Annotated in this window: 27 protein-coding genes; 17 read left to right on the forward strand and 10 right to left on the reverse strand. The window is 69.9% G+C overall.

Annotation, left to right across the window (positions count from 1 at the left end; genetic code table 11):
- Positions 1-83: 83 nt before the first annotated feature.
- Positions 84-1,058 carry a D-2-hydroxyacid dehydrogenase family protein gene (locus AC3ZJJ_RS00235; RefSeq protein ID WP_489893269.1) on the forward strand — a complete coding sequence of 325 codons (975 nt, stop codon included), beginning with the start codon at positions 84-86 and terminating at the stop codon, positions 1,056-1,058.
- A gap of 115 nt (positions 1,059-1,173) precedes the next feature.
- Positions 1,174-2,970: an FMN-binding glutamate synthase family protein gene (locus AC3ZJJ_RS00240; RefSeq protein WP_489893270.1), complete on the forward strand. Its 1,797-nt coding sequence runs from the start codon at positions 1,174-1,176 to the stop codon at positions 2,968-2,970.
- Here the strand turns inward: AC3ZJJ_RS00240 and AC3ZJJ_RS00245 are convergent.
- Positions 2,958-3,305 carry a PRC-barrel domain-containing protein gene (locus tag AC3ZJJ_RS00245; RefSeq protein WP_489893271.1) on the reverse strand — a complete coding sequence of 116 codons (348 nt, stop codon included), beginning with the start codon at positions 3,303-3,305 and terminating at the stop codon, positions 2,958-2,960. The genes AC3ZJJ_RS00240 and AC3ZJJ_RS00245 overlap by 13 nt on opposite strands.
- 186 nt (positions 3,306-3,491) lie before the next feature.
- Here AC3ZJJ_RS00245 and AC3ZJJ_RS00250 point away from each other — a divergent pair, with 186 nt between their 5' ends.
- On the forward strand, positions 3,492-4,109 hold the full coding sequence (locus AC3ZJJ_RS00250; protein ID WP_489893272.1) for a nucleoside deaminase: 618 nt from the start codon (positions 3,492-3,494) through the stop codon (positions 4,107-4,109).
- Between the two features lie 48 nt (positions 4,110-4,157).
- On the opposite strand, the gene pcaC is transcribed toward AC3ZJJ_RS00250, so the two are convergent.
- From pcaC to AC3ZJJ_RS00285, 7 genes are all read right to left on the reverse strand, one after another.
- A complete protein-coding gene (gene pcaC, locus AC3ZJJ_RS00255) occupies positions 4,158-4,577 on the reverse strand; it encodes a 4-carboxymuconolactone decarboxylase (RefSeq protein WP_489893273.1) in 420 nt (139 codons plus the stop codon).
- Positions 4,578-4,620: 43 nt separating this feature from the next.
- Positions 4,621-5,439, reverse strand: coding sequence for an alpha/beta fold hydrolase (locus tag AC3ZJJ_RS00260; RefSeq protein ID WP_489893274.1), 819 nt, complete (start codon positions 5,437-5,439; stop codon positions 4,621-4,623).
- Positions 5,436-6,839 carry a lyase family protein gene (locus AC3ZJJ_RS00265; RefSeq protein ID WP_489893275.1) on the reverse strand — a complete coding sequence of 468 codons (1,404 nt, stop codon included), beginning with the start codon at positions 6,837-6,839 and terminating at the stop codon, positions 5,436-5,438. The genes AC3ZJJ_RS00260 and AC3ZJJ_RS00265 overlap by 4 nt, the downstream gene beginning before the upstream one ends.
- 104 nt (positions 6,840-6,943) lie before the next feature.
- Positions 6,944-7,522 carry a protocatechuate 3,4-dioxygenase subunit alpha gene (gene pcaG, locus AC3ZJJ_RS00270; RefSeq protein WP_489893276.1) on the reverse strand — a complete coding sequence of 193 codons (579 nt, stop codon included), beginning with the start codon at positions 7,520-7,522 and terminating at the stop codon, positions 6,944-6,946.
- A complete protein-coding gene (pcaH, locus tag AC3ZJJ_RS00275; protein WP_489893277.1) occupies positions 7,523-8,356 on the reverse strand; it encodes a protocatechuate 3,4-dioxygenase subunit beta in 834 nt (277 codons plus the stop codon).
- A gap of 58 nt (positions 8,357-8,414) precedes the next feature.
- Positions 8,415-9,617, reverse strand: coding sequence for a 4-hydroxybenzoate 3-monooxygenase (locus AC3ZJJ_RS00280; protein WP_489893278.1), 1,203 nt, complete (start codon positions 9,615-9,617; stop codon positions 8,415-8,417).
- A 145-nt stretch (positions 9,618-9,762) separates the two neighbouring features.
- Positions 9,763-10,254, reverse strand: a complete 492-nt coding sequence (locus AC3ZJJ_RS00285; RefSeq protein ID WP_489893279.1) for a MarR family winged helix-turn-helix transcriptional regulator — start codon at positions 10,252-10,254, stop codon at positions 9,763-9,765.
- A gap of 153 nt (positions 10,255-10,407) precedes the next feature.
- Between AC3ZJJ_RS00285 and AC3ZJJ_RS00290 the strand changes: the two genes are divergently transcribed.
- The 9 genes from AC3ZJJ_RS00290 (at position 10,408) to AC3ZJJ_RS00330 (ending at position 19,319) form a co-directional block, all read left to right on the forward strand.
- Complete coding sequence (locus tag AC3ZJJ_RS00290; protein WP_489893280.1) at positions 10,408-11,334, forward strand: SDR family oxidoreductase; 927 nt, start codon at positions 10,408-10,410, stop codon at positions 11,332-11,334.
- Between the two features lie 60 nt (positions 11,335-11,394).
- Positions 11,395-12,234, forward strand: coding sequence for an amidohydrolase family protein (locus AC3ZJJ_RS00295; RefSeq protein WP_489895899.1), 840 nt, complete (start codon positions 11,395-11,397; stop codon positions 12,232-12,234).
- Positions 12,231-13,418: an acyl-CoA dehydrogenase family protein gene (locus AC3ZJJ_RS00300; RefSeq protein ID WP_489893281.1), complete on the forward strand. Its 1,188-nt coding sequence runs from the start codon at positions 12,231-12,233 to the stop codon at positions 13,416-13,418. Before AC3ZJJ_RS00295 ends, AC3ZJJ_RS00300 begins: the two co-directional genes overlap by 4 nt.
- A 66-nt stretch (positions 13,419-13,484) precedes the next feature.
- Positions 13,485-13,940: a MaoC family dehydratase gene (locus AC3ZJJ_RS00305; protein WP_489893282.1), complete on the forward strand. Its 456-nt coding sequence runs from the start codon at positions 13,485-13,487 to the stop codon at positions 13,938-13,940.
- A gap of 118 nt (positions 13,941-14,058) precedes the next feature.
- Positions 14,059-15,633, forward strand: a complete 1,575-nt coding sequence (locus AC3ZJJ_RS00310) for an acyl-CoA synthetase (RefSeq protein ID WP_489893283.1) — start codon at positions 14,059-14,061, stop codon at positions 15,631-15,633.
- A gap of 141 nt (positions 15,634-15,774) precedes the next feature.
- Positions 15,775-16,755: an ABC transporter substrate-binding protein gene (locus AC3ZJJ_RS00315; protein WP_489893284.1), complete on the forward strand. Its 981-nt coding sequence runs from the start codon at positions 15,775-15,777 to the stop codon at positions 16,753-16,755.
- The gene (locus AC3ZJJ_RS00320; RefSeq protein ID WP_489893285.1) at positions 16,755-17,603 is read left to right on the forward strand and encodes an ABC transporter permease; all 849 of its coding nucleotides are present in this window, start codon (positions 16,755-16,757) and stop codon (positions 17,601-17,603) included. The genes AC3ZJJ_RS00315 and AC3ZJJ_RS00320 overlap by 1 nt, the downstream gene beginning before the upstream one ends.
- Positions 17,600-18,373, forward strand: coding sequence for an ABC transporter permease (locus tag AC3ZJJ_RS00325; RefSeq protein ID WP_489893286.1), 774 nt, complete (start codon positions 17,600-17,602; stop codon positions 18,371-18,373). Before AC3ZJJ_RS00320 ends, AC3ZJJ_RS00325 begins: the two co-directional genes overlap by 4 nt.
- Before the next feature lie 151 nt (positions 18,374-18,524).
- Positions 18,525-19,319, forward strand: coding sequence for an ABC transporter ATP-binding protein (locus tag AC3ZJJ_RS00330; protein WP_489895901.1), 795 nt, complete (start codon positions 18,525-18,527; stop codon positions 19,317-19,319).
- Positions 19,320-19,349: 30 nt separating this feature from the next.
- On the opposite strand, the gene AC3ZJJ_RS00335 is transcribed toward AC3ZJJ_RS00330, so the two are convergent.
- Together AC3ZJJ_RS00335 and AC3ZJJ_RS00340 are read right to left on the reverse strand one after the other, a co-directional pair.
- Entirely contained in the window at positions 19,350-20,099 is a 750-nt protein-coding gene (locus tag AC3ZJJ_RS00335; protein WP_489893287.1) for an IclR family transcriptional regulator, read from the reverse strand.
- A gap of 9 nt (positions 20,100-20,108) precedes the next feature.
- Positions 20,109-21,152, reverse strand: coding sequence for an enoyl-CoA hydratase/isomerase family protein (locus AC3ZJJ_RS00340; RefSeq protein ID WP_489893288.1), 1,044 nt, complete (start codon positions 21,150-21,152; stop codon positions 20,109-20,111).
- Between the two features lie 258 nt (positions 21,153-21,410).
- Between AC3ZJJ_RS00340 and AC3ZJJ_RS00345 the strand changes: the two genes are divergently transcribed.
- The 5 genes from AC3ZJJ_RS00345 (at position 21,411) to AC3ZJJ_RS00365 (ending at position 26,196) form a co-directional block, all read left to right on the forward strand.
- A complete protein-coding gene (locus AC3ZJJ_RS00345; RefSeq protein WP_489893289.1) occupies positions 21,411-22,622 on the forward strand; it encodes a thiolase family protein in 1,212 nt (403 codons plus the stop codon).
- Positions 22,623-22,662: 40 nt separating this feature from the next.
- On the forward strand, positions 22,663-23,334 hold the full coding sequence (locus AC3ZJJ_RS00350) for a 3-oxoacid CoA-transferase subunit A (protein ID WP_489893290.1): 672 nt from the start codon (positions 22,663-22,665) through the stop codon (positions 23,332-23,334).
- Positions 23,334-23,990: a 3-oxoacid CoA-transferase subunit B gene (locus tag AC3ZJJ_RS00355; RefSeq protein WP_489893291.1), complete on the forward strand. Its 657-nt coding sequence runs from the start codon at positions 23,334-23,336 to the stop codon at positions 23,988-23,990. Before AC3ZJJ_RS00350 ends, AC3ZJJ_RS00355 begins: the two co-directional genes overlap by 1 nt.
- A gap of 63 nt (positions 23,991-24,053) precedes the next feature.
- Positions 24,054-24,875: an IclR family transcriptional regulator domain-containing protein gene (locus AC3ZJJ_RS00360; RefSeq protein WP_489893292.1), complete on the forward strand. Its 822-nt coding sequence runs from the start codon at positions 24,054-24,056 to the stop codon at positions 24,873-24,875.
- Positions 24,876-25,065: 190 nt separating this feature from the next.
- A complete protein-coding gene (locus AC3ZJJ_RS00365) occupies positions 25,066-26,196 on the forward strand; it encodes an SH3 domain-containing protein (RefSeq protein ID WP_489893293.1) in 1,131 nt (376 codons plus the stop codon).
- Positions 26,197-26,232 lie beyond the last annotated feature (36 nt).

Consider the following 26,232-nt stretch of genomic DNA (forward strand, 5'->3'; position numbering starts at 1 on the left):
GCGTGCGGGTCGGGAACGCCGCGGCGACCGGTTGGCTAGCCTGTAGACCTGACCTGAACGGCCATGGATGGAAAGAGGACGCGATGACCGCCAAACTCCGCTGCGTGTTGCTGGACGACTTCCAGGGCGCCGCGCTGCGGTCCGCGGACTGGTCCGCGGTCGCCGACGAGGTGGACCTCGTGACCGTGCGGGAGCATCCCGCCGACCAGGCGGCGCTGCTCGCCCAGCTGGCGGGGGCCGACATGGCCGTCACCCTGCGCGAGCGCATCGCCTTTCCCCGCGCGGTGTTCGAGCGCCTGCCGCGGCTCCGCCTGCTGGTGGCCTCGGGCATGCGCAACGCGGCGGTGGACATGGAGGCGGCCCGCGGGCACGGGGTGGCGGTCTGCGGAACGCCGAGCGGCTCGGCGCCACCGGTCGAGTTGACCTGGGCGCTACTCCTGGGGCTGGCCCGGAACACGACCGAGGAGAACGGAAACCTCGTCTCCGGCGGCGCGTGGCAGAGCACCGTGGGCACCGACCTTTACGGGAGCACCCTGGGAGTCCTGGGCCTGGGCAACATCGGCTCCTCCGTCGCCCGGATCGCGCTGGCGTTCGGGATGGACGTCCAGGCGTGGAGCCAGAACCTTACCGCCGAGCGGTGCGCCGAGGTCGGGGTCAGGAAGGCGGAGAGCCTGGAGGGGCTCCTCGGCGGCAGCGACTTCGTGTCCGTGCACCTCAAGCTCGGTCCCAGGACGACGGCGCTGCTCGGCCGGGAAGAACTGGCGCTGATGCGTCCGGGCGCGTTCCTGGTCAACACCTCGCGCTCCGCGATCGTGGACCAGGCCGCCCTCGCCGAGTGCCTGCGCGCGGGATCCATCGCGGGTGCCGGTCTGGACGTGTTCGACACCGAGCCGTTGCCGGCGGACGATCCCCTGCGCGGGACGCCGCGGCTCCTCGCGACCCCGCACCTCGGCTACGTCACCCGCAACAACCTCGCCGCGTACTACGGGGGAGCGGTGGAGGACATCCGCGCGTTCCTGGACCGGAGCCCCATCCGCGTGCTCAACCCCGCGCCCTGATCGACCCGGCCCGGTTGGGCGCCGGCGCTGGCCCGCCCGGGGCCGCCTGGGCGCGTCCAGGACGGGCGAAAATTCCGGCGGCTCCCGTCGCGGCGTCCGGCGGTATGCTCTGGCCATGGTGCGCTTCCTGATCCTTGCCCTGCTGCTTGTGCTCGGCTTTGCCACGGTCGTTGCCGCGGCCTTCGGCTCGACCGGCTGGTGGGTCCTCGCCGTCGTCCTGTTGATGCTCCTGGCCCTGGGCATACACGACGTCCTCCAGACCAAGCACGCGATTCTGCGCAACTTTCCGGTGCTGGGGCGGCTGCGTTTCCTGCTCGAGTCGATCCGCCCGGAGATCCAGCAGTACTTCATCGAGCGGAACTACGACGGCAAGCCGTTCGACCGCGACACCCGCTCCCTCGTCTACGCACGCGCGAAAGGCGCGGACAGCCACAAGGCCTTCGGGACGGAGCGCGACGTCAACGAGCTCGGCTACGAGTTCCTCCTGCATTCGACGGCGCCGGTCGCGCCGCCGTCCGAGCCGCACCGGGTTCGCATCGGCGGACCGGACTGCGCCCGGCCCTACGACGTCTCGCTGATGAACGTCTCGTCGATGAGCTTCGGCTCGCTGTCCAAGAACGCCGTGCTGGCCATGAACAAGGGTGCCGCGCTGGGCGGCTTTGTGCACGAAACGGGCGAGGGTGGCCTGACCAAGTACCACCTGGAATACGGGGCGGACCTCTTCTGGGAAATCGGGTCCGGATACTTCGGATGCCGGGACGACCACGGGCGCTTCGACCCGGAGCGCTTCGCGGCGAAGGCCGGCCGCGAGGAGGTCAAGGGGATCACCATCAAGCTCAGCCAGGGCGCGAAACCCGGGCTGGGCGGTGTCCTGCCGGCGGCCAAGGTCACGTCCGAGATCGCCGAGGCGCGCGAGGTGCCGATGGGCCGCGACTGCATCTCGCCGGCGTCGCACTCCATGTTCCGGACTCCGCGCGAGCTGATGGGGTTCGTCGCCCGCTTGCGGCGGCTCTCCGGCGGGAAACCAATCGGCTACAAGTTCTGTGTCGGGTCCCGGACGGACGTCCTGGCCATGTGCAAGGCCATGCTCGAGACCGGGATCTCCCCCGACTACATCATCGTGGACGGGTCCGAGGGCGGCACCGGCGCGGCGCCGCTGGAGTACGAGGACCACGTCGGGACGCCCCTGACCGAGGGGCTGATGGTGGTCCATAACGCGCTGGTGGGCTGCGGGCTGCGGGACCGCATCAGGATCGGCGCCGCCGGCAAGGTGGCCACGGGCAGCGACATCGTCAAGCGGCTGATCCAGGGCGCGGACTTCACCATGAGCGCGCGCGCCATGATGATGGCCACGGGCTGCATCCAGGCGCAGAAGTGCCACACCAACGAGTGCCCGGTTGGGGTCGCCACCCAGGATCCGCGCCTGGTCAGGGCGCTCGATGTCCAGGACAAGGGCAACCGGGTCCACAACTACCAGAAGCTCACCGTCCGGGAAGCCGAGCAGATCATGGCGTCGATGGGGGTTGCGGAGCCCAGTGAACTCAACGAGCGCATGCTGCGGCGGCGCGTGGACCATCTCAAGACGCGCAGCTACGCGGCCATCTACAACTGGCTGCGCCCGGGCGAACTCTTGGTGGATCCGCCGCGGGGCTGGCGCATGGACTGGGACGAGGCGGACGCGGACCACTTCGGCGAGCACGCGCCCATGCCCTGGCTCGAGCCGATGCTGCTGGACGAGGATCGGGTCGAGCCCGAGGACTGGGGAGCGATCCGACGCCGGAGGGCGGCCCGGCCAGAGGAGGTGGCGCGTCCCAGCCGGGTCGAGGTCAAGGACACCACGCACGGCACCACCCCCCGTGTGGCGGGCGACGCCGTGCGTCCAGAGGGGCGGCCGGGTGCTCAGCCGGCGTAGTGCCGGTTCAGGGCCTCTTCTTCCTCGGGGGTGAGCAGGGCCGGGTCCGCGACGTCGGGAGCGTTCTCGATCGTGTCCTTCGGGTGGGCGACGTGCAGGTCCGCCGCGTAGTCCCCCTCGCCCCGGCGGGCGCCGGCCAGCGGAATGAACTTCTCCGAGCTGTTGAACAGCCCCAGTGCCACGCCGACCCACTGCGGACGGCCGGCCGGATCCTGGAACACCTGGGACACCTTGCCCAGCTTGTAGCCTTCGGAGTCCCACACGGTCGCGGACTGCAGCTCGTGCAGCTCGGTGAGGTCGGGGGCGTTGGTGGCGTCGTCCGTGCCGTTGGGCATGTGGTGCCTCTTTCCGTTGTCGGCCGATGGGGCAATCCCGGGCGTGGACCCGGCCCTGCTTGAGAGGCTAGCCGGTGGTCGCCGGTGGGCCAAGCGCCACGGGCCGCAAGAACGGCACCGTTGCACGCTCCGCCCGGCGGGTGGACGATGGAGTCCGGGCGTCGCCCCCAACCCCAGGAGAATCCCATGGCACACGTGCCCACCGGTTTTGCGCTCCAGTCGCCGCGGTGGCTGGAGGCCGCGCTCGCCGACCTGCCGGACGCGCTCGCGACTCCGGAGGACAGGATCCGCGCCGCGAACGTCCTGGCTCTGCGGAACATCGAGGAGGGCACGGGCGGCCCCTTCGCGGCCATCGTCACCGACGGGGAAGATGGGCTTGTGGTTTCGGCGGGGGTCAACCTGGTCATCCACTCGGGCCTGTCCGCCATGCACGCCGAGGTCGTCGCGTTGCAGCTGGCCCACGCCGCCGCCGGCACGTGGGACCTGGGGGACGGTGGCGCGCGCCGGACGCTGAGCATCAACGCGCAACCGTGCGTCATGTGCTTGGGCGCCGTCATCTGGTCGGGCGTCCGCGCCGTGGAGTTCGCCGTGGCCAGCCGCGAGGTCGAGGCCCTCACCGGCTTCGACGAAGGGCCGATTCCGGCGCAATGGGCCCGCGAGCTCGAGGGACGGGGCATCGACCTGACCACGGGCGTCCTGCGTGAGGAATCGCTGGCCGTGCTGGGCGAGTTCCGCCGGCGCGCCACCGAGGGGACCGCTGTGGTCTACAACGCGCGCGGCACCGGCAAGACGACGCCGCTCTAGCCGATCGCCCGGGACGAGCGCCCCGGCCAACCGCTCCCTGGAGGCGGCCTATTCCGCGGCCGGCTTCTCAGCCTCGGCCGTGTACTCCGCGAGCACGGCCTTGCCGATCTTGAACGCGACGTTGGCGGCCGGGACGGAGCAGTAGATGGCGCACTGCAGGAACACCTCCTTGATCTCATCCGGCGTCATGCCGTTGCGCAGCGCCGCGTGGACGTGCATCTCCAGCTCTTCCCAGTAGCCGCCGGCGATCATGGCGGTCAGCGTGACGGCGGAGCGCGTGGTGCGCGGCAGGCCCGGCCGGGTCCAGATGGTGCCCCACGCGTAGCGCGTGATCATTTCCTGGAACTCGGCGGTGAACTCGTCGGCGTTTTCGTTCGCGCGGTCGACGTGCGCGTCGCTGAGCACCTCCCGGCGGACCGCCATTCCGGCGTCGTACGGGTCGCCGGGAAGGCGGGCTGAATCGGGCATGGGGATCTCCTCGGTGGTGGGTGCGGGGCCGGCGGCGCCGCGCTCAGGAGCGGGCGGCGTCCGCGTAGAACGCGATGAGCAGGCGGGACGTCTCTTCGGGAGCCTCGGCGGGCGCCAGGTGCGCGGCGGACCGCACGACGGCGGAGCGGCCGTTCGCGACGCCCGCGGCGAGCGCCTCGGCGTCGGACGGCGGGCAGACGGCGTCGTGCGCGCCGGCGACGGCGAGGAGCGGGTCGGTGATCGCGCCGAGGCCGTCGCGCAGGTCGAAGCCCGCGAGGGCGCCGCAGGCGTGCGCGTAGGAGAAGCGGTCCGCGTCCTGCAGCGTGTGGAGCAGGTCCGTGGTGACGACGGGGTTCTTCTCGATGAAGCCGGGGGCGAACCAGCGCTCGGCTGAACCGGCGACCATGGTGGGGGTGCCGGCCTTGGCGACCAGCTCGGCGCGTTCCGTCCAGGCCTCCGGCGTGCCGATCTTGGCGGCGGAGCAGAGGATCGCGATCCCGCCGAAGAGCCCGGGGTAGTCGTGGCCCAGTTGGATGCCGGTGGCCCCGCCGATGGACACTCCGGCGTAGAAGACGGGCAGCGACGCGTCGACGCGACCCTCCTCCTCCAGGTCCTTGACCAGCGCGACGACTGCCGCCGCGAGTTCCTCGAGCGAGAACGGCTCGGTCGAGGGGGCGCTGGCGCCATGGCCCGGCAGGTCCCAGGCGACGAGCCGGAAGTCGTTGGAGAGGTACGGGACGGCGGGACCCCACAGGGCGGCTGCGCCGGTGCCGAGGGAGGGGCCGAGGACCAGGGTGGGTTTCCCCGCCACGTCCTCGGCGGAGTGGTTGAGAGCGGTAGCTGTCAGCTTCGGTTCGGTCATGATTCCTTCCGGGATTCGCGCCACGCCGCGTTCCCGGCCGCGGCGCGGTCGATGAACGTGCGGGTCTGGCCGAGGTAGCCGGACGGATCCAGCACCTCGGCGAGTTCACTGTCGGTGAGCCTATCGGCGGGGACGGCCGCACGCAGAAGATGACGCAGGGCGGTGCCTTCCGCAAGCGACTGGCGAACCAAGGCCTGCACCGCGTCCCTTCCGCCGTCGACGAGCGGCGCGACGCGGGACATGATCCGCTCGCTGACCAGCAGATCCCCGCTGAGGGCGGCGTTGCGGGACATCGCCGCCGGGTCCACGGTCAGGCCGGACACCAGGTCGGCCAGCTTTTCGGCGGCGCCGCCTGCCAGGCGCAGCAGTTCCCGCAGCGCCGGCCATTCGCTGTGCCACGCGCCGTCGGGCCGTTCGTCCACCGCCATTCCGGCGGCGAGGAACAGCTGCGCCGCATGGTTCGGCGCGGACAGGGCGGCAGTACGGAGGAGGACGGACAGCACGGGATTGCGCTTCTGCGGCATCGCCGAGGAACCGCCCTTGCCCTCGGCGACCGGCTCGGCGAGTTCGCCGATCTCCGGGCGTGCCAGGATCAGCACGTCGGCGGCCACCTTGCCCGCCGCTGCAACGACGTCGGCCAAGGCCGCCCCGAGCCCGGTCACCGGGAGGCGGTTGGTGTGCCACGGGGCGCCCGGGTCGGCCAGTCCGAGTCGGCCGGCCAGGGAGGCGGACAGTTCCGGGACGCCCGAGGCGCCCGCGGGCCGGGCGCCCACGAGGTCCGTGAGCGAGGCGAGGGTGCCCACGGCGCCACCCCACTGCAGGGGCGCTGCTTCCAGCGCGGCGTCCAGCCGCCGACCCGCCAGCACAACGCCGGACAGCCAGTTCGCGGCGCGCAGGCCGAAGGTCGTGGGGAGCGCGTGCTGCGTCAGCGAGCGGGCCACGCACGCGGTGTCGGCGTGCCGGAGGGCCAGCGCCTCCAGCGCGTCGGCGGCGCGCGCAAGGTCGGCCCGGACCAGCGCGCCAGCGCGGACGGCGAGCAGCATCAGGGCGGTATCGATGATGTCTTGGCTGGTCGCGCCGCGGTGCACCGTGGAGGCGGCCGACGCCGGGGCTCCTTGGCTCTTGAGTTCGCGCCGCAGGTCCCCGAGTAGCGGGATCAGCGGGTTGCCTCCGTCGCGTCCGCGGGCGGCGATCGAGGGGAGGTCGTAGAGCGCGGCATCGGATGCCGCGTCGAGGGCGTCGGCGTCCGCGGGATCGCAGTGGCCGGCGTCGGCCAGCACGGCCACCCAGGCCGCCTCGACGTCGAGCATCGCCTGGACAAGCGCGGAGTCGTTCGTGGCCGCGGCCGCCGGGGTCCCGGCCCACGCGGGGGACAACAGGCCGTAGTCCGCCTCAGTCATGGTGCTCCCATAGCTAGTTGTTCATTCCGCGCGATGCCTTCGCCCGGAACACGGCAGATGCCGGAGTGCCGACCGGCGGGCCGGGCACCCCGGCAATCCGGGTCTCAGGCGCCGCGCGGGTATGCCAGGAAGACCGTCTCGCCGTCGCCCTGCAGCCGGATGTCGAAGAGCAGGTCGCCGTTGGCCTCCCGGGTTGCCACCAGCGTACTGCGGCGGTCCTCCGGCAACGACGCCAGCAGCGGGTCCGCGGCCAGGGCCGCCGCGTCCTCCGGGAGGTAGATCCGGGTGAACAGTCGGTTGAGCAGGCCGCGGGCGAAGACCGTGAGCATGATGAACGGCGCCTTGCCCTCCTCGGTGGCTCCCGGGTTCACGGTGTCGAACGTGTAGTGCCCCACGTTGTCGACGGCGACGCGGCCCCACCCGGTGAAGGTGTGGCCGTCGCGGATCAGCGAGCCGTCCCGCTGGACCACCTTGCCGTCCCCGTCCGCCTGCCAGATCTCCAGCAGGGCGTCGGGGATGGGGGTGCCATCGCCGTCGGTGACGACCCCGTGAAGCCGGATGGCGCCGGGGTGGGCGCGGTCCACCAGCTTGTGGCCGTCGGCGAAGGGCAGCGCGTAGCCGTAGAACGGGCCGATCGTCTGCCCCGGCATGGGGGTCAGCTTGAGTGCGGGTGCCTGTGCCATCTAGTGCTCCTCCTCTTCGGTTTCCATCCACGTGCGGTTGCTGCCGGTCAGGACGATGTCCCAGTTGTAGCCGGTGTTCCACTCGTGGCTGGTGACCGAGTGGTCGTACTTCGCCACCAGCCGGTCGCGCGCCTTCTGGTCCGTGATCGACTGGTAGATCGGATCCAGGCTGAACAGCGGGTCGCCCGGGAAGTACATCTGGGTGATCATGCGCTGTGTGAAGTCGGTTCCGAAGAGGGAGAAGTGGATGTGCGCCGGGCGCCACGCGTTGTGGTGGTTCTTCCACGGGTAGGGGGCGGGCTTGATCGTGGTGAACCGGTACTCGCCGTTGGGACCGGTGATGGCGCGCCCCACGCCCGTGAAATTGGGATCGATGGGCGCCGGATGTTGGTCCCGCTTGTGGACGTAGCGGCCGGCCGCGTTTGCCTGCCAGATCTCGATCAGCTGCCCGGCCACGGGGCGGCCGTCGCCGTCGAGCACGCGCCCCGCGACGATCATGCGCTCGCCGATCGGTTCTCCGTTGTGCTGGATGGTCAGGTCCGACTCGAGGACGTGGACGTCCCGCTCGCCGAACGCCGGGCTCCACAGCTCGATCGTTTCGGGATCCGCGTGGTGCAGCGACTTCGTGGGGTGGCGCAGCAGGGACGAGCGGTAGGGCGCGAAGTCGATGCGCGGCTGAACCTCCTCGGGCCCGCCGTCGGCCACGCCTTGGCGGTAGGCCGCGTGGATGTCCTCCATCTCCCGGTTGATGCTCTCCTGGGAAACGGCCGTCGCCGCCGGGTCCAGCACGTGGCTGTTCCCGAAGGATTCGTCGGCATTCTGTTCCGAACTCACAAGGCTCTCCTTTCTGTGGTGTGGGATGTTCTGCTTGTCCTTGGCCGCGCCAGCGCTGTCAGGCCGCGCGAGCGGCGTGCGGCCAGCCGGTGTACGACTCGGCGAGATACTGCTGTCCGTACCGCGAGCTCGTCACGGTCTCCAGCTCGCCGAGGGCCCGGCGGAGCATAAACGGCTCGCCGTTCGGCGGGGTGTGCAACATGCTGGTCATCCAATACGAGAAGTTCTGCGCCTTCCAGACCCGCTTGAGGGCAAGATCCGAATATCCCTCCAGCAGGGCCGGGCTGCGCGTGGCGTAATAGGAGTCGATCGCCTCGAAAAGCACCCTGACGTCGGCGAACGCCAGGTTCAGGCCCTTGGCGCCGGTGGGCGGGACCGTGTGGCCAGCGTCGCCGACCAGGAACATCCGCCCGTGGCTGAGCGGCTCGCGCACGAAGGACCGGAACGCCAGCACCGACTTGTCGAAGATCGGGCCGGTCTTCAGCTCGAAACCGTCCGGACCGTCGACGCGCTTCTGCAGTTCGCTCCAGATGCGGTCGTCCGACCAGGCGTCCACGTTCTCCCCCGGGTCGCATTGGAAGTACATCCGCTGGACCGTCTCGCTGCGCTGCGAAATCAATGCGAAGCCATCGGGCGAGTTGGCGTAGATCAGTTCGGGGGCACTCTTGGGTGCCTCCGTGAGGATGCCGAACCAGGCGAAGGGATATTCCGTCTTGTAGTCCCGGGTGCCCGGCACGGCGCGTCGGCAGAAGCTGCGCGAACCGTCCGCGCCCACCAGGATGTCGCAATGCACCTCGAACGCGGTCCCGGCGGCGTCGGTGAAATGAAATTTCGGGGTGTCGGTTTCGAGGTCGAACACCGCGTCGACGACCGCCTCGTACCGCACGTCGCCCCCGTCCCGCCTGCGCGCCGCGGCGAGGTCGACGAAGACCTCGTTCTGGGCGTAGAGGGTGACGGTCGCGTCGACCAGGACCTTGAAATCCAGCGGATGGGACTCGCCGTTGAAGCGCAGGTCGATCCCGGCGTGCTCGTCCCCGTCCGTCAGGACCCGTCCGTCGACGCCGGTGTCCGTCAGCATGGCCACGGATCCGGCCTCGAGGATGCCGGCGCGGTGGGTGTTCTTGATGGTCTCGTGGTCGCGGGACTCGACCACCAGGTTCTCGATTCCGGCCTTGGCCAGGAGGTGGCTGAGCATCAGCCCGGCAGGGCCGCCGCCGACGATGCCGACCTTGGTCTTCAGAACGGTGCGGGGCGCGCCCATGGGGTGACTCCTTCGGGGGATCGACCGGAGCCGTCGCGCATCATCGTTGATGGCGGCGAGGCCCGTCATGTACGAACCCAGTGTGTGCCCGGCCACGCGGGCGGCGCCAAGGGCGTCCCATTGAATGGGATTTCCTGCCCCGGCGCTATCCCGGCCCGGCGCTCGAGACGTCGGAGCGGAACGCCGCCTTGATGAGAAGCCGCTGGAACTCCGCGCGTTCGGCCGGATCCAAGGCGGACAGCGTCTCGTCCTCGGCGGCGGCCGTGGCGGCGCGGGCCTTGCGGTAGAGCTTGGCGCCCTCGGGGGTGGCCGCCACCAGCTTGGACCGGCGGTCGGACGGGTCCGCCTCCCGGCGAACCAGGCCTCGACCCTCCAGCGAGTCGACGAGCGCCACGATCTGGCTAGGATCCAGGGACAGGAAATCCGCGAGCTCCCGCTGGGTCGGGGCCGTGTCGCCGCAGGCCAGGGACAGGACCGAGTAGGAGCGGACCCTCAGGTCGAGCTCCGCGAGCCGGCGGTTCGCCTGGGAGGATCCGAGCGAGCGAGTGCGTGCGATCAGGAAGCTGGGTTCGCTGGCCAGGTCCGACGCCATGAGCCGGTGGGCCCCCGTCGCCGTGGCCGAATTGCTGGGGGCCATGGGCCCTCCGATCGTTTGTCGAAGCCGCGGTCCGCGGGCGGGACCGGATAATCGTTGACTTTCTCAAGAATATAAGTTGTCATGTATTCGAATCAAGAATCCCACGACAACGCGCCGGGCGGCAAGACTCCGGCGGCCGGCAAAGGAGCCAACATGTCACTCGCAGGAAAAGTCGCCATCGTCACGGGCAGCGGACGCGGCCTCGGGTTGGCGTACGCCCAGGAGCTCGCGCGGCAGGGCGCGGCGGTCGTGGTGAACGACGTCGATGCCGCCGTCGCCGACGAGGCCGTCGCCTCCATCGCGGCCGCCGGCGGCCGCGCCGTCCCCGTCGTCGCCGCGGTCGGCTCCACGGAGACGGCGAAGGCGCTTGTGGCGGCGGCCGTCGACAACTTCGGTGGCCTGGACATCCTGGTCACCAACGCCGGGGTGCTTCGGGACAAGTCGCTGCTCAAGATGACCGACGAGGACTTCGACCTCGTGGTGAACGTCCACCTGCGCGGCACATTCACCTGCGTCCGCGAGGCGTTCGCCTACTTCAAGCAGCACGGCGTCGCCGGCCGCGTCATCGCGATCGGCTCCCCGACGGGCCAGCGCGGCAACTTCGGCCAGACGAACTACGCGGCCGCCAAGGCCGGAATCGTGGGCATGGTGCGCACCTGGGCGCTGGAGATGAAGCGCGCGGGGGTCACGGCGAACGTCGTCGTCCCGGTCGCGGCGACCGCCATGACCCGGACCGTTCCGTTCTTCGCCAAGGCCGTCGAAGCCGACGACAACGGCGAGCCCATGCCCGACTTCTTCCGCAAGGACCTGGGGTTCGGCACGGCCGACGACGTCGCGGGGCTCGTGGCCTACCTGGCCTCCGACGAGGCCGCGGGCATCACGGGCCAGGCGATAGGCGCCGGCGGCGACCGCCTCCAGCTGTGGAGCCATCCGGAGGCGATCGCCAGCGAACTGCGCGACGGCGGTTGGGACTACGAGTCGCTGCGCGCCGGCTTCCCCTTTGCCGACCGGCTGCAGGGCGTCGGCGAGGACTTCCCGGAACTCCCCGCCGAGCTTCGTCCCGAGCCGGCCGGCAAGTAGGGCGAGGCCACCGTGCGCTACGAACCCGCCATCGACGCCGAGGGGATCTCGGCGATCGACATGCACGTGCACCTGGAGGTCGACGGGCACGGCCACCAGGCGATGCCGCAAGACCTTTTCGACGCGTCGGCCAAGTACTTCAAGGCGGAGGAGCGCACGCCATCGATCGACCGCATCGCCGAGGTCTACCGTGGGCTGAACATGGCCGCGGTTGTTTTTACCGTGGACGCCCGCACCGCGCTGGGGCACCGGCCCAATTCCATCGACGACCTCGTTGACGGGGCCGCGCGCCACAACGACGTGTTGATCCCTTTCGGCACCGTTGATCCCCGCACCGGGCCGGCGGCCATCGCCGAGGCGCGCCGGCAGGCGGACGAGTTGGGGGTGCGCGGCTTCAAGTTCCATCCGTCGCTTCAGGGTTTCGATCCGTCCTCCGACGAGTTCCGTCCGCTTTGGGGAACGCTCGAGGAGCTTGGGCTTCCCTGCATCTTCCACACGGGACAGAACGGCATGGGGGCGGGGCTGCCCGGGGGGAGGGGCATCAAGCTGCGCTACTCCAACCCCCTGCTGCTCGACGACGTCGCGGCGGAACACCCCGGCCTCACGATCATCATGGCGCACCCGTCCGTGCCGTGGCAGGACGAGGCGAACTCGATCGCCACGCACAAGGCCAACGTCTTCATCGACCTCTCCGGCTGGAGCCCCAAGTACTTCCCAGAGTCCCTCGTGCGGCTCGGCAACAACGTCCTGTCCCGCAAGCTGCTCTTCGGCACCGACTTCCCGCTGATCACGCCTGAAAAGTGGCTGTCCGCCTTCGAGTCGCTGCCGCTCAGTGACGAGGTGCGCCCCGGCATCCTGAAGGGCAACGCGGCGGGGCTGCTGGGTCTGGGCCGGCCGTGACGGCCTTCTATCCCAGCGACCAGTACGGCTTCTCAGAGCTGCTCTCCGGCGGGGAACTGGCCGCACTGGCACGCCTTCGCGCGGTGCTGGACCGCGACGTCCGGCCGCTGCTGGCGGACCACTGGGAGCGCGGCGAGTTTCCGCTGGAGACCCTGCGGCCGCTGATCGATCTGGACCTGATGGATCCTGCCGAGGTCCGTCGCGAGGGAGGGCACCCCTCCGCGCTCTACGGTGGCTTCCGGAACTTCGAACTGGGGCGCACCGACGCCTCCATGGCCACGCTCTACAACGCCCAGTCCGGCCTGTTCCGCACAACGGTGAGCCTGGGCGGCAGCCCGGAGCAGGCCGCCGCAATGGAACCGCGGATCCGCTCGTTTGGCCTCAAGGGAGTCTTCGCCCTCACCGAGCCGGAGCACGGATCGGACATTGCCGGCGGGCTCCAGAGCCGTGCGCGGTTCCGGGCGGACGGCGACGGCGGCCACTGGGTCCTCGACGGCGCCAAGCGCTGGATCGGCGGGGCGGCCACGGCGGACGTGCTGGCCGTGTTTGCCCGCGACGAGGCGGACCGCCAGGTCAAGTGCTTCCTGGTACCGACCGACGCGCCGGGGGTGGAAATCGAAAAGATGCGCGGCAAGACCTCGCTGCGCATCATGCAGAACGCCGACATCACCCTGAAGAACGTCGTGGTGCCGGACTCGGCGCGGCTGGCCAACATCAACTCGTTCAGGGACGTCGCCGCGTGCCTGCGCAACATGCGCTCCGACGTCGCCTGGATCGCCACCGGCGTCGCGGCAGGGGCCTACGAGGCGGCGCTGCGCTACGTGGCCGAGCGCCACCAGTTCGGGCGCCCCGTCGCGGGCTTCCAGCTGGTCCAGGAGAAGCTTGCCCGGATGCTTGCCAACGTCACGGCCTGCCTGGGCATGGTGGTGCGGCTGACGCAGCAACAGGAGGCCGGCGTTTACCGCGACGAAAACTCCGCCCTGGCCAAGATGTTCACGGCGCAGAGCCTGCGCGAGACCGTGGCGCTCGCCCGCGAGGTCGTCGGCGGAAACGGCATCCTGCTGGAGTACGACGTCGCCCGTTTCCATGCGGACGCGGAGGCCATCTACTCCTACGAGGGAACGCACGAGATTTGCGCGCTCGTCGTGGGGCGGGCGCTGACCGGCATCGGGGCCTTCACCTGAGCCGCCGCCCGTGCTCTGGCGGCCCAAAAACCACCATCACCACCACAACACACAGGAGGACCCGCCATGGGCCAGACCGTCATCAGCTACGAGGAACTCGCCAACGCCGCCGGGACGGACCTCGGCTACAGCGAGTTCCGCACCGTCACGCAGGACCAGGTCAACACGTTCGCCGATGCGGCCGACGACCACCAGTGGATCCACACCGACCCCGAGAAGGCCAAGGACGGCCCCTTCGGCGGGCCGATCGCCCACGGCTACCTGACGCTGTCTCTGCAGATCGCGTTCTGGACGGAGTTGTTCGAGGTCACGGGAGTGACGACCAAGGTGAACTATGGGCTGGACAAGGTCCGCTTCCCGGCGCCCGTCCCGGTTGGCGCCAGGGTGCGCATGAAGGCGGCCATCGCCGAGGTGGAAGAGGTCAAGGGTGGGTACCAGATCGCCGTCGACCAGGTGGTCGAGGTGGAGGGCGCCGCGAAGCCGTCCGTCGTCTCGCGGGGGATCTATCGCTTCTACGCGTAACCGCGCAATTTCTATTGACCTTCTCAACTATTGAACCTACATTGTTTATCGGATGTGACAGCGGTCACGGGGGCCTGGTGGCACCGGACGGCATCCGGCTCGGAAGGGGCAGGCGGGAATGAACAACGGCGGTCTGGGGTCTTGGATCCACAAGCGGCGGGTCAAATCGCGGAACAACGTCGCCGTGGTCAGCGGGGACACCGCGCTGACCTACGGCGAGATGGCCGGCCGGGTGGACCGCCTGGCGAACGCGCTGGCGGACCGCGGCGTTAGGGACGGCGACCGGGTCGCCTACCTGGGCAACAATCACCCGGCCTTCCTGGAGACGCTGTTCGCCTGCGGACAACTCGGGGCCGTCTTCGTCCCGCTGAACACACGCCTCGCCGCGGCGGAAATCTCCTACGCGCTCGGCGACTCCGGGAGCACGCTCCTGGTCAACGCCTCCAGCCTCGAGCCCTTGGCCGTGGCGGGCAGCCGGGGCACCGGCGTCGTGCGCAGGCTGGTGGTCGACGACGGCGCGGCCACGCCGTCCGCGGCGCCTCGCGGCGACGGGGATCCGGTCCCTCCCGCCGCGGTGCCGGCCGAATCCTACGGCGAGGCGGTGGCCGCCGCCTCCGAAGAACACGGAGACGTCCAGGTGGGCCTCGACGACACCGCGATCATCCTCTACACGTCCGGCACCACCGGCCGTCCCAAGGGTGCCGTCCTGACGCACGGCAACCTCACCTGGAACTCGATCAACGTGCTGGTGGACTATGACGTGACCAGCCGGGAGGTGGCGCTGATGATCGCGCCCATGTTCCACGTGGCTTCGTTGGGCATGGGGGCCCTCCCGACCCTCCTTAAGGGAGGAACCGTGGTGCTCCAGGACCGCTTCGAGCCCTCGGCGACGCTGGCCGCGATCGAACGGCACGGAGTCACCTCCCTGTCCGGTGTCCCGACCACGTTCCAGATGCTCGCCGAGCATCCGGGCTGGGACACGGCGGACCTGTCCACGCTGACCAAGCTGACCTGTGGCGGGTCGGCCGTCCCCTCCCGCGTCATGGACGCGTACGAGCGGCGCGGGCTGTCCTTCTCCGGCGGCTACGGCATGACGGAGACGTCTCCCGGGGCCACGTCGCTGCAGCCCGAACGCTCCCGCGACAAGGCGGGGTCCGCCGGACTCCCGCACTTCTTTTCGGACATCCGCATTGTCGACGCCATGGGCGGGCAGCAGTCGCCGGGGGCCGTGGGGGAGATCCTGATCTCCGGTCCCAACGTGATCCCGCGGTACTGGAACCGGCCGGAGGCCACAGCCGACTCCTTCGCCGACGGGGCCTGGTTCAGGTCCGGCGACATGGGCTATGTCGACGACGAGGGCTTCCTCTACATTTCCGACCGGCTCAAGGACATGATCATCTCGGGCGGGGAGAACATCTACCCCGCGGAGGTGGAGCAGCTGGTGATGGAACTCGACTCCGTGGCCGCCGTGGCCGTGGTTGGCGTTCCCGACGACAAGTGGGGGGAGGTTCCCCTGGCCGTCGTGGTCCCGGCCGAGGGGAGGAGCCTCACGGCGCGGGACGTGACCGCGCACCTCGACGGTCGCCTGGCCCGGTACAAGATTCCCAAGTCGGTGGAGTTCGTGCGCGAGCTGCCCAGGACGGCCTCCGGGAAGATCCGAAAGGCGGACGTCCGGCGGCAATTTGGTGGATAGTTCATCCTTTATCGCGCCGTGACCGGCGTGGTGTTTCGAATCACATCGGCGCCGACTAGGTTGGACACAGCAGTCAGCGCACAGAAGTTCGAACTGCGAACAACTCGTTACCGTTCATTGAGCATGACAAGGAAGTCACCCATGAAACACCTGTTGAAGCCCGCAGTGTTGGCCGCGGCCGTCCTGGCCCTGACGGCCTGCGGGGGCGGCTCACCGAGCGGCGCTACGGACACCGCCGGCGGCGCGGACGGATCCGGCGAGCTGACCAGGGTGACGGTCGGGGTCATTCCCATCGTCGACACGGCCCCGATCTGGCTGGGCGACGCGGAGGGCATTTTCGCCAAGGAGGGCCTCGACCTGGAGATCGAGACCGCCACGGGCGGCTCCGCGATCGTCCCCGGCGTCCAGTCCGGAAGCTACGACTTCGCCTTCTCCAACCTGATCTCGATCATGGTCGCCAACGACAAGGGCCTGGACATGGCCGTCGTCGCCAATGGGGCGACGACGTCGGGGGACGCGAAGCACGACTTCGGCGGCGTCGTCGTCAACCCCGAATCGGACATCAAGTCGCCCAAGGACCTGGCCGGCAAGAAGGTGTCCGTGAACAACCTGTCCAACATTGGCGACACCACGATCAAGGACGTCATCGAGGCCGACGGCGGGGACGCCGGCTCGGTGCAGTTCGTCGAGGTGCCCTTCCCGGACGCGCCGGCCGCGCTGGAGAACGGCGTGGTCGACGCGGCCTGGATCCTCGATCCCTTCCTGACCCAGGCGGTCGACGGCGGGGCCCGCCTGGTCTCGTCCAACTTCGTCGACTTCCACCCCGAACTCGACATCGCCGGCTACTTCACCAGCCAGGCGAAGATCGACGCCGAGCCCGAACTCGTGGAGAAGTTCACACGGGCCATGAACGAATCCCTGGAATTCGCGCAGGACAACCCGGAGAAGGTCCGCGACATCGTCGGCACCTACACGAAGATCGACGAGGAGACCCGCTCCAGGATCGTCCTGCCGCGGTACCGAGCCGACTTCAACATGGAGGCCGCGCAGAAGCTGGCCGACTCGGCCAAGAAGTACGGGACGCTCTCCAACGACGTCGACCTCGAGAAGTTGCTTCCCTGATGTCCGCGCAACAGGTGGTCGAGAGCCGACCGGGGAGGCGTGCCGGCGCACCCCGCGCGGTGCGGAAGAAGTCCGGTTGGGCGTCGAAGCCGTTGCTCGGCCTCGCCGGCGTCGTCGGGTTCCTGGTCTTGTGGGAGCTGATGCCGGTCCTGGGGATCGTCCAGGCGCGCTACCTGCCGCCCGCCTCGGAGGTTCTGGTGGCGTTGGGCCGGGACTTCGGGTTGGCCGCGTTCTGGGAGGCCGTGGGAGAGACGATGGCGGCATGGGCGATCGGGCTGGCCATGGCCATCGTGCTGGGCGGCGTGCTGGGGCTCGTCATCGGGATGAGCCCATTCCTCCGCCGCTTCACGAACTCGACGATCGAGTTCCTGCGGCCGATCCCGTCGGTGGCGCTCATCCCGCTGGCCGTGCTGCTGTTCGGCGTGAAGATCGAGTCCTCGCTGATGCTGATCGTGTACGCCTGCTTCTGGCAGGTGCTGATCCAGGTGCTCTACGGGGTGGCCGACGTGGACAACGTGGCGATGCAGACGGCGCAGTCCTACGGGTTCTCGCGCAGGCAGCGCATCAGGGACGTGGTGTTCCCGACCGTGTTGCCCTACCTGATGACCGGCATCCGCCTGGCCGCATCGGTCGCGCTGATCCTGGCCATCACGGCCGAGCTGATCATTGGGTCCCCGGGCCTGGGGCACGAGATCGCCCTGGCCCAGTCCGGGGGCGCCATCTCCGGGATGTACGCCCTGATCCTGGCCACCGGCCTGCTCGGCGTGGTCATCAACGCGGTCATGCGCCAAATCGAGAAACGGGTGCTGAACTGGCACCCGTCCGTCCGCGGGGAGGTGGTCGTATGAAAGCGCTCAAGACCCTGGGCTATGTGGTGGCGCTGCCGCTGATCCTCTTCGCCGCCTGGTGGGCGGGGACATCGGGGGAGCCGAACTTCTTCGTCCCGACGCCGGCGCAGCTGGGCGAGACGTTCGGACCGACGTGGCTCGAGGGCCGCATCACCTCCGACGTGTTGCCCTCGCTCGGCCGGCTGGTGGTGGGAGTGCTGTCCGCGATCGTGCTGGGTGTGGTGGTGGGGCTGCTGGTCGGCCTGAACCGAACGGTGCGCGCCGTGACCGAGCCCGTGTTCGAGTTCTTCCGTGCGCTGCCGCCGCCGGTGCTGGTGCCGGTCCTGATGCTGCTGGTGGGCATCAACGACGGCATGAAGGTCGCGGTGATCATTTCCGGCTGCGTGTGGCCGGTCCTGCTGAACACCATCGAGGGCGTCCGATCCATCGATCCGGTGCAGAACGAGACGACCCGCTCCTACGGGATCTCGGGGCTGAACCGGATCCGCTACCAGGTGCTGCCCTCCGCGGCGCCGACCATCATGGCCGGAATCCGCCAATGCCTGTCCATCGGCCTGATCCTGATGGTCATCTCCGAGATGTTCGCCTCGTCCTCCGGGCTGGGATTCACGATCGTCCAGTTCCAGCGATCCTTCGCGATCCCCGAAATGTGGTCCGGCATCGTGGTCCTCGGACTGATCGGTGTGGCCATGTCCTTCATCTTCCAATGGTGCGAGAGGCGCGTCCTGCGCTGGTACCACGGCCTTAAAGAGGTAGAAAATGCAGCCTGACACCCAGAACACCGAGGGCACGGGCGGCCTGCGGACCGGCGACTCCGCCGCACGCGCGGCCGCCCCCGACCACCTCTCCCAGCCAGCCGGCGCGGCGGCGCCGGGCGCGGGGCCGGTCCCGTCCGGGCGCACACTGCCCGAGGGTCAGGCGCTGCTGAGCGTGCGGGGCCTGAAGAAGGTCTACAAGACCGACGGCGGGGACATCGAGGCCGTCCGGAACCTGACGTTCGACCTGGGCCACGGGGAACTCGCGTGCCTCGTGGGCCCCTCGGGCTCCGGCAAGACGACGCTCCTGAAGTGCATCGCGGGCCTGCTGGGGACAACGGAGGGCGAGGTCCTGCTGGACGGGCAGCGGGTCACCGGCCCGCCGAAGAAGATGGCGGTGGTGTTCCAGGAGTACGGACGGTCGCTGTTCCCGTGGCTGCGGGTCGCGGACAACGTGGAACTTCCGCTGAAGAACGCCGGAGTGCCCAAGGCCGAGCGCCGGCGCCGGGTGGACGAGGCGCTCGAGGCCGTGGGCCTGTCCCACGTTCCCAAGTCCTACCCGTGGCAGCTCTCCGGCGGCATGCAACAGCGCGTGGCGATCGCCCGGGCGGTCGCCTACCAGCCCGAGGTCCTGCTGATGGACGAGCCCTTCGCGGCGGTCGACGCGCAGACCCGCGCGGACCTGGAGGACCTGGTGCGGCGACTGTGGAAGGACTTGGGCATGACCGTCCTGTTCGTCACCCACGACATCGACGAGTCCGTCTATCTCGGCGAGCGCGTCATCATCCTCTCCAGCTCGCCGACCGTGGTGCAGGAGGACATCCTGATCGACTTGCCCGCGGACCGCGACCAGCTCGAGACGCGCTCCTCGGCGAGGTTCACCGAACTGCGGCACCACGTCTACGAGCAGATCCAACTGGCCAAGAAAGGCCACCGCCCCGACGTCGCCAAGGCGCATTAGGGTCGGGGGGCGGGCGCCCGCACGGGGCGCCTACTCTCCGGCTCCCTCGCCGAGACCGCGGGCGATGCCCCGCGCCGCCGTCCGGAGGGCCATTACGGCGGCCGGAAGCGACTCGGATCCGCGGGGGACGACCACGGCCAGCACGGCGACCACCAGTCCTCGCGCGTCCAGGATGGGCACGGCGGCACCGGTGGTCTCGGCGTCGATAAAGCCGTCGAACGTCGCGTACCCGCGGAGCCTGATGTGCGCCAGTTCGCGGCGGATGTCGGCGTGCCGGGCCGCCACGGCGGCGGCATTGCGTTGAAGGTATCCCTCCAGCACGGGCGCGGGGGAGAAGGCCAGCAGGGCCATGCCCATGGACGTCAGGTGCACCGGCATCCGACCGGCTACGTGGGCCTGGTTGACCACCGAGTCCGGACGGGACAGGCGCTCGACGATGAGGACCTCGTCCTCGTGGAGGACGGCGAGTTGGGTGTTCTGGCGGACCAGCTGGTTCACGTCCTCCATAAACGGCAGTGCCACCTGGCGCAGGTCGCGCGTTGCGGAGGAGCGGTTGGCGATCTCCCACAGACGCACCCCCAGCCGGATCTCGCCGTTCTGGTTGCGGGCCAGGAGGCCGCGCTGGACCAGGTCGTCGACCAGGCGGTAGGCCGTGGCGCGGGGGACGTCGGCGCGGCGCGCCAGCGCGCCCACCGTCAGCGACCTGGAGTCCGGTCCGAAGGAGTCGAGGATCCGGACCAGCCGGTCGAGCATGGTGTCGCCGGACGGCGAGTTGGCCATGGCCGCCGCCTAAGCGGGGTGGGGCATGATCGCCGCAACCGCGTCGACGTCCACCAGCACTGGGCTGGCCGGCGACCAGGCCGGGTTGCGGTCCTTGTCGATGATCTGCGCGCGGATGCCCTCCGGCAGGTCGGGGTGGTCCATCAGGTAGGCGGCGATGCGGTGCTCGCGCAGCATCGCGTCGGCCAAGTGGTCCTCTTCCCTGGCGGCGCGGATTGCCTGGAGCGCCGTCTCCGTCGCGAGGGGCGAGTTGGCTCGGATGGCCTGCGCCGCACGGACGGCGCCGGCGTGCGGCAGTCCGTCGAGCGCGTGAAGGATGCCCGCGACCGAATCGGCGGCGTAGGCGGCGTCGATCCAGGGCCTTTCGGCGGCGGCCGTTGACGTGGCGGCGGGGGCGGGCATCGCGTGAAGCACCTCGAGGGCGGCGGACACCTCGGCGGCGGCGAGTCCCACCAGGTCCGGCAGCGTGCCCACGAGGTCCTCGAGCGCATCCTCCGCGACGCAGAAGTCCGCGAATCCGGCAAGGATGGCGTCGCCGGCGCCCATCGAGTCGGCGGTCAGGCCGAAATGCTCGCCGAGCCGACCCGGGGCCCGGCCCAGCAGGTGGGTCCCCCCGACATCGGGGGAGTAGCCGATGCGGGTCTCCGGCATCGCGACGACGGAGCGTGGCGTCACGACGCGGATGGACGCGTGGCCGGCCAGGCCCACGCCGCCGCCCATGCACAGTCCGTCCATCAGCGCGACGACCGGCTTGGGATACCCCGCGATCGCCTGGTCCACCGCAAACTCCTCCGCGAGGAAGTCCAGGAAGTCCTGATGGCGGTCGCCCTTGATGGACTCGTAGAAGCCCTTGATGTCGCCGCCGGCGCAGAAGCCCCTCTCGCCCGCCCCGCGCAGAAGCACGATCCCCACATCGGGGTCGGAGCGCCAGGATTCCAGGGCGGCCCCGATGTCCGCGACCATGGCCCGGGTCAGCGCGTTGATCTTGTCCGGCCGGTTGAGCGTGATGACGCCCAGCCCGTCGCCGGCGGCCGCGAGGACGTGTCCGCCCATGGTGTGTCCGCCCTTCGGAGGTGCTCAGTGGATCTCCCACGACGCTACATGCGCCGTTCGGGCCGCGCCACATCCCCGCGCGACGCCCCCGTGCCCGGCTCCGCGCGAACCCCGCCCGACGGGTGCCCCGCGCAAACCCCGCCCGACAGATGCCCCGCGCGGGCCACCCCTTGCCGCCCGAGGGCGGCGCTGATAAAGTTCATTGAACGCACAGAAGTTCATATAGTGCACTTTTTTACGAGGGACCAGGAGAAGTTGATGCAGCAGGCCTATGTGTACGACGCGGTGCGCACGCCTTTCGGAAAGATCGGCGGCTCCCTGGCGGGCCACCGCCCGGACGACCTGGCGGCGCTGGTGGTCGGCGAGATCGTGAAGCGGGCGCCGGGTCTAGACGCCGCCGTCATCGACGAGGTGGTCTTCGGCAACGCCAACGGCGCCGGCGAGGAGAACCGCAACGTGGCCCGCATGGCCACGCTCCTTGCGGGACTCCCGACGTCGTTGCCGGGCACCACCGTCAACCGGCTGTGCGGCTCCTCGCTCGACGCAGCCATGATGGCCTCCCGCCAGATCGAGGTCGGCGAGGCCGACCTGATGCTCATCGGCGGCGTCGAGTCGATGAGCCGGGCGCCCTGGGTGCTGCCCAAGACCGAGCGCCCGTTCCCCATGAGCAACCTCGAACTGGCCAACACCGCGCTCGGGTGGCGCCTCGTGAATCCGCAGATGCCCGCCGAATGGACTGTCTCCCTCGGCGAGGCAACGGAGCAGCTGCGCGAAAAGCACAACATTTCCCGCCGCGCCCAGGACGAGTTCTCCGCGCGGTCCCACCAGCTGGCCGCCAGTGCGTGGGCAGAGGGCAAGTACAGCAACCTCGTGGTCCCGGTCCCGCCGAACTCCAAGAAGGGCGTTGAGTTCACGCGCGACGAGACCGTCCGTCCCGATTCCACGGCCGAAACCCTTGGCGGCCTGCGCACCGTCTTCCGCACCGGCGCGAACGCCACGGTCACCGCCGGCAACGCCTCGCCGATGAGCGACGGCGCCTCCGCCGCCTGGCTCGGCTCCGAGAAGGCCGCCGGCCTGCTCGGACTCGAGCCGATCGCGCGCATCGCCGGACGCGGAGCGGCCGCCAACGAGCCCCAGTACTTCGGCGAGGCTCCGGTCGAGGCCGCGAACCTGGCGCTCAAGCGTGCCGGCATCTCCTGGGGCGACGTCGCCGCCGTCGAGCTCAACGAGGCCTTCGCGGCCCAGTCGCTCGCCTGCGTCAAGCAGTGGGACATCGACGAGGGCATCGTCAACGCCTGGGGCGGAGCGATTGCCATCGGGCACCCGCTCGGCGCATCCGGCCTGCGCGTGCTCGGCACCCTGGCACGCAGGCTGCAGGAGTCGGGGGACCGCTACGGCGTCGCCAGCCTCTGCATCGGCGTCGGCCAGGGCCTCGCCGTCGTACTAGAAAACACCGCGGCAAACCGCTAGAGCCCACCACAAGCCACAGACTAGGAAGTAGGAGCCACCCATGGCACCACGCATCGCCACTTCCGCCGCGGACGCCGTTGCCGGCATCCACGACGGGGCCACGGTACTGATCGGAGGGTTCGGCAATGCCGGCCAGCCGATGGAACTCATCGACGCACTCCTGGAGTGCGGAGCGACCGGCCTGACGGTCGTCAACAACAACGCCGGCCAAGCCGACGCCGGGCTGGCGCTCCTGATCAAGGAACGCCGGGTCAAGAAGATCATCTGCTCGTTCCCGCGGCAGTCAGACTCGTGGCATTTCGACGAGGCGTACCGCGCCGGCGAGATCGAACTCGAGTTGGTGCCGCAGGGCAACCTCGCCGAACGCATCCGCGCGGCCGGCGCCGGAATCGGTGGCTTCTTCACGCCCACCGGATACGGGACCATGCTGGCCGAGGGCAAGGAAACCCGGGTCATCGACGGCAAGGGCTACGTCCTCGAGTCGCCGATCGGCGCGGACTTCGCGCTCGTCAAGGCGCTGCGCGCGGACGGCGTGGGCAACCTCGTCTACCGCAAGACCGCCCGCAACTTCGGCCCCATCATGGCGGCCGCCGCCAAGCAGGCCATCGTCCAGGTTGACGAGGTCGTCGAGACCGGCGCGATCGACCCCGAAAACGTCGTGACGCCGGGCATTTACGTGGACACCGTCGTAGCGATTCCAGGAGCCAAGTAATGAGCGAATTCACCTCCACCGAAGCCGCCCTGACCCGCGACGAGCTGGCCAGGATCGTTGCCGCCGACATCCCGGAGGGCGCATTCGTCAACCTCGGGATCGGCCAGCCGACCAACGTGTCCAACTTCCTCACCGCCGAGCAGGGCGTCACCCTCCACACCGAGAACGGGATGCTGGGCATGGGCCCGGTCGCCACCGGGGACCAGATCGACGAGGACCTCATCAACGCGGGCAAGATTCCCGTGACCGAGCTCCCGGGGGCGTCCTACTTCCACCATGCGGATTCCTTCGCCATGATGCGCGGCGGCCATCTGGACGTCTGCGTGCTGGGCGCCTTCCAGGTGTCCCGGGCGGGCGACCTGGCCAACTGGCACACGGGCGCGCCCGACGCCATCCCGGCCGTCGGCGGCGCGATGGACCTGGCCATCGGCGCGAAGGCCACCTGGGTCATGATGAGCCTGTTCACCAAGGGCGGCGAGTCCAAGCTGGTCGAGGCGCTGACCTACCCGGCCACCGGGCTCGGATGTGTGTCCCGCATCTACACCGAGTCGGCGGTCTTCCTCATCGGCGAGGACGGCGTGGCCGTGCGCTCCACCCACGGCACCACCTTCGACGAGCTCGCCGAGCGGCTGCCGTTCGCGGTGACGCGAGCCTGAACGGCCGCTGCGCCTAGGATGTAGTGCGCGGCCCACCGGCCGCGGACCGAGGGGAGGGGCCACATGGAGAACAGCGGCGGCGCACCGCACACGCTCGTTGAGACCGGAGGCCCGGCAGGCCAGTTCGTCCAGTCCCTCGCCCGTGGGCTGGACGTCATCCGGGCCTTCGACGCGGACCACCCGTCCATGACCCTGACCGACGTCGCCAAGCTCACGGGCCTGTCGCGGGCGACGGCGCGGCGGTTCCTGCTGACGCTGGCCGATCTCGGCTACGTCAGGACGGACGGCAAGTACTTCGAGCTCACGGCCCAGGTCCTGCAACTCGGCTATGCGTACCTGTCCAGCCATTCGCTGCCGCAGCTGATCGAGCCGGTGCTGGAGGAATTGTCCGCGGAACTCAACCAGTCCGCGTCCGCTTCCGTCCTGGACGGCTCCGACGTCGTCTACATCGCCCGCGTGCACACGCGCCGGATCATGCGCGTGGGCATAGCCGTGGGCACCCGATTCCCGGCCTACGCGACGTCGATGGGGCGCGTGCTTTTGGCGCACTTGCCGCAGGCCGCACTCGAGCATGCCCTCGGGGCGCAGCCGTTGGAGGCGCTCACGCCGAGCACCCTCACGGACCCGGACGCGCTGCGCACGGAGCTGGACAAGGTGCGGGCCCAAGGGTGGTGCCTGGTGGACCAGGAGCTGGAGTTGGGCCTGAGATCGATCGCGGTGCCCGTTTTCGCGCCGGACGGCACCGTGGCGGCGGCCATGAACGTCTCCATGGGCACACTCCCGGCCGCCGACCGCGACGATCCCGTGGCCGCGGCCATGGAGGTGCTGCCCTCCCTGCGGTCGGCCGCCGCCCGGGTGGAGGCGGCGCTGCGCGCCCGGCGGTAGGCACGATGGCCGGCGGACCGCCGGTCCCGCCCTCTCGCGGCGCCCCGATGCGCGCCCGCGGACCCGCCCGCGGTCCCGCCCGCGGTTCCGGTGGCCGCGATAGCATGTGACCGGTGGGACGATGGCCCCGCCGGTTGTTGGTGGCCCAGTCTCCCGCCGACGGCGCCATTTCTCGCATCGGGGGATCGAAATGTCGGTTTGGAAGAACACGGGGCGGCGCGGCTTGGCCGCCGGAATCGCCCTGGGAATCGTTGTGGCGGGCGGCGCGGTACCGGCCGCCGGTGCCCAGGCGCCGGGGACGGCAACCTCCGCGGTCGCGGGGCCGGTCCGGGCCGCGGCACCGCTGGCGGTAGCTCCGGCGGCGGCACGTTCCGCCGTGCCGGCGGCCGCCACGAAGTATGCCAAGACCACCGCCAACCTCCACCTTCGCCAGCGACCCGGGACGAAGTACGCGTCCCTGGCACTGATGCCCAAGGGTTCCGTGGTGGCCAGAACGGGCAAGGTTTCGGGCAAGTGGTGGGAGGTGCGCCACGCCGGCAAGACCGGCTGGGCCAGCTCGGACTACCTGCGCTCCACGGCGGCACCCGCGGCGGCCGCGACCTCCAGCCGGTGGTTCGGCGGATCCCAGGCGCTGTACGCCAAGCCGACGTTCTCGTCCAAGCGGCTGATGGCGTACACCAAGGGCACCAAGGCGACCGTCCTGCGGACCTCCGGCTCCTGGAGCGAGGTCAGGGCGCTCGGCGGTCGCGGTTGGATTCCCACCGCGGCCCTGTCGAAGACGCAGACCTACTACACGGGAGCCACGATCCTCCCGTCGGCCACCTACCGGTGGACCACCGGCCGGGCGAACGTGCGGACGGGCGCGTCCACCGCCCACCGCAGCCTCGGAATCCTGCCCGCCGGGGAAATGATGCCGCGGCTGGGGACGAAGAACGGCTGGTCGCGCGTCAAGACGTCCCGCGGGACGGGCTGGATCAAGAACACCTTGCTGACGAACCTGGCCACCAAGGCGCCGGCCCACCTGCAGCCGGTGACCGCGAAGATGCTCAAGGCCGTGAAGCGCAACTTCCCGAACCACTACTCGTCCGTGGGCACCTTGCGCTCGGGCTCCATCGGCCACCGCCTCGGGCTGGGTGCCGACTTCATGATCAGGAACTGGAGCGCTGCGTCCGGCATCGGGAACGGCAACCAGATGGCCAACTATCTCGTCGCCAACGCCGACGCGCTGGGGGTTGACTACATCATCTGGCGCGACCGGATTTGGCTGGGCCAGGACGGGCAGTGGGGCCCGTACTCCAAGGGCGGATGGGGCGGCACCTGACCTCGCGCGGCTGGAACGCGACGACCATGCACTACG

The organism is Arthrobacter sp. AOP29-A2-19 (assembly GCF_058138025.1).

Coding starts and splice junctions, on each gene's coding strand:
- AC3ZJJ_RS00260 (WP_489893274.1), bottom strand. CDS start 5,439: ATGACCGAACCGAAGCTGACAGCTACCGCTCTCAACCACTCCGCCGAG.
- AC3ZJJ_RS00295 (WP_489895899.1), top strand. CDS start 11,395: ATGCACGTGCACCTGGAGGTCGACGGGCACGGCCACCAGGCGATGCCG.
- AC3ZJJ_RS00315 (WP_489893284.1), top strand. CDS start 15,775: ATGAAACACCTGTTGAAGCCCGCAGTGTTGGCCGCGGCCGTCCTGGCC.
- AC3ZJJ_RS00305 (WP_489893282.1), top strand. CDS start 13,485: ATGGGCCAGACCGTCATCAGCTACGAGGAACTCGCCAACGCCGCCGGG.
- AC3ZJJ_RS00250 (WP_489893272.1), top strand. CDS start 3,492: ATGGCACACGTGCCCACCGGTTTTGCGCTCCAGTCGCCGCGGTGGCTG.
- AC3ZJJ_RS00350 (WP_489893290.1), top strand. CDS start 22,663: ATGGCACCACGCATCGCCACTTCCGCCGCGGACGCCGTTGCCGGCATC.
- AC3ZJJ_RS00340 (WP_489893288.1), bottom strand. CDS start 21,152: ATGGGCGGACACGTCCTCGCGGCCGCCGGCGACGGGCTGGGCGTCATC.
- AC3ZJJ_RS00235 (WP_489893269.1), top strand. CDS start 84: ATGACCGCCAAACTCCGCTGCGTGTTGCTGGACGACTTCCAGGGCGCC.
- AC3ZJJ_RS00335 (WP_489893287.1), bottom strand. CDS start 20,099: ATGGCCAACTCGCCGTCCGGCGACACCATGCTCGACCGGCTGGTCCGG.
- AC3ZJJ_RS00240 (WP_489893270.1), top strand. CDS start 1,174: ATGGTGCGCTTCCTGATCCTTGCCCTGCTGCTTGTGCTCGGCTTTGCC.
- AC3ZJJ_RS00245 (WP_489893271.1), bottom strand. CDS start 3,305: ATGCCCAACGGCACGGACGACGCCACCAACGCCCCCGACCTCACCGAG.
- AC3ZJJ_RS00345 (WP_489893289.1), top strand. CDS start 21,411: ATGCAGCAGGCCTATGTGTACGACGCGGTGCGCACGCCTTTCGGAAAG.
- AC3ZJJ_RS00310 (WP_489893283.1), top strand. CDS start 14,059: ATGAACAACGGCGGTCTGGGGTCTTGGATCCACAAGCGGCGGGTCAAA.
- AC3ZJJ_RS00355 (WP_489893291.1), top strand. CDS start 23,334: ATGAGCGAATTCACCTCCACCGAAGCCGCCCTGACCCGCGACGAGCTG.
- AC3ZJJ_RS00360 (WP_489893292.1), top strand. CDS start 24,054: ATGGAGAACAGCGGCGGCGCACCGCACACGCTCGTTGAGACCGGAGGC.
- AC3ZJJ_RS00365 (WP_489893293.1), top strand. CDS start 25,066: ATGTCGGTTTGGAAGAACACGGGGCGGCGCGGCTTGGCCGCCGGAATC.
- AC3ZJJ_RS00265 (WP_489893275.1), bottom strand. CDS start 6,839: ATGACTGAGGCGGACTACGGCCTGTTGTCCCCCGCGTGGGCCGGGACC.
- AC3ZJJ_RS00320 (WP_489893285.1), top strand. CDS start 16,755: ATGTCCGCGCAACAGGTGGTCGAGAGCCGACCGGGGAGGCGTGCCGGC.
- AC3ZJJ_RS00280 (WP_489893278.1), bottom strand. CDS start 9,617: ATGGGCGCGCCCCGCACCGTTCTGAAGACCAAGGTCGGCATCGTCGGC.
- AC3ZJJ_RS00290 (WP_489893280.1), top strand. CDS start 10,408: ATGTCACTCGCAGGAAAAGTCGCCATCGTCACGGGCAGCGGACGCGGC.
- pcaC (WP_489893273.1), bottom strand. CDS start 4,577: ATGCCCGATTCAGCCCGCCTTCCCGGCGACCCGTACGACGCCGGAATG.
- AC3ZJJ_RS00285 (WP_489893279.1), bottom strand. CDS start 10,254: ATGGCCCCCAGCAATTCGGCCACGGCGACGGGGGCCCACCGGCTCATG.
- pcaG (WP_489893276.1), bottom strand. CDS start 7,522: ATGGCACAGGCACCCGCACTCAAGCTGACCCCCATGCCGGGGCAGACG.
- AC3ZJJ_RS00325 (WP_489893286.1), top strand. CDS start 17,600: ATGAAAGCGCTCAAGACCCTGGGCTATGTGGTGGCGCTGCCGCTGATC.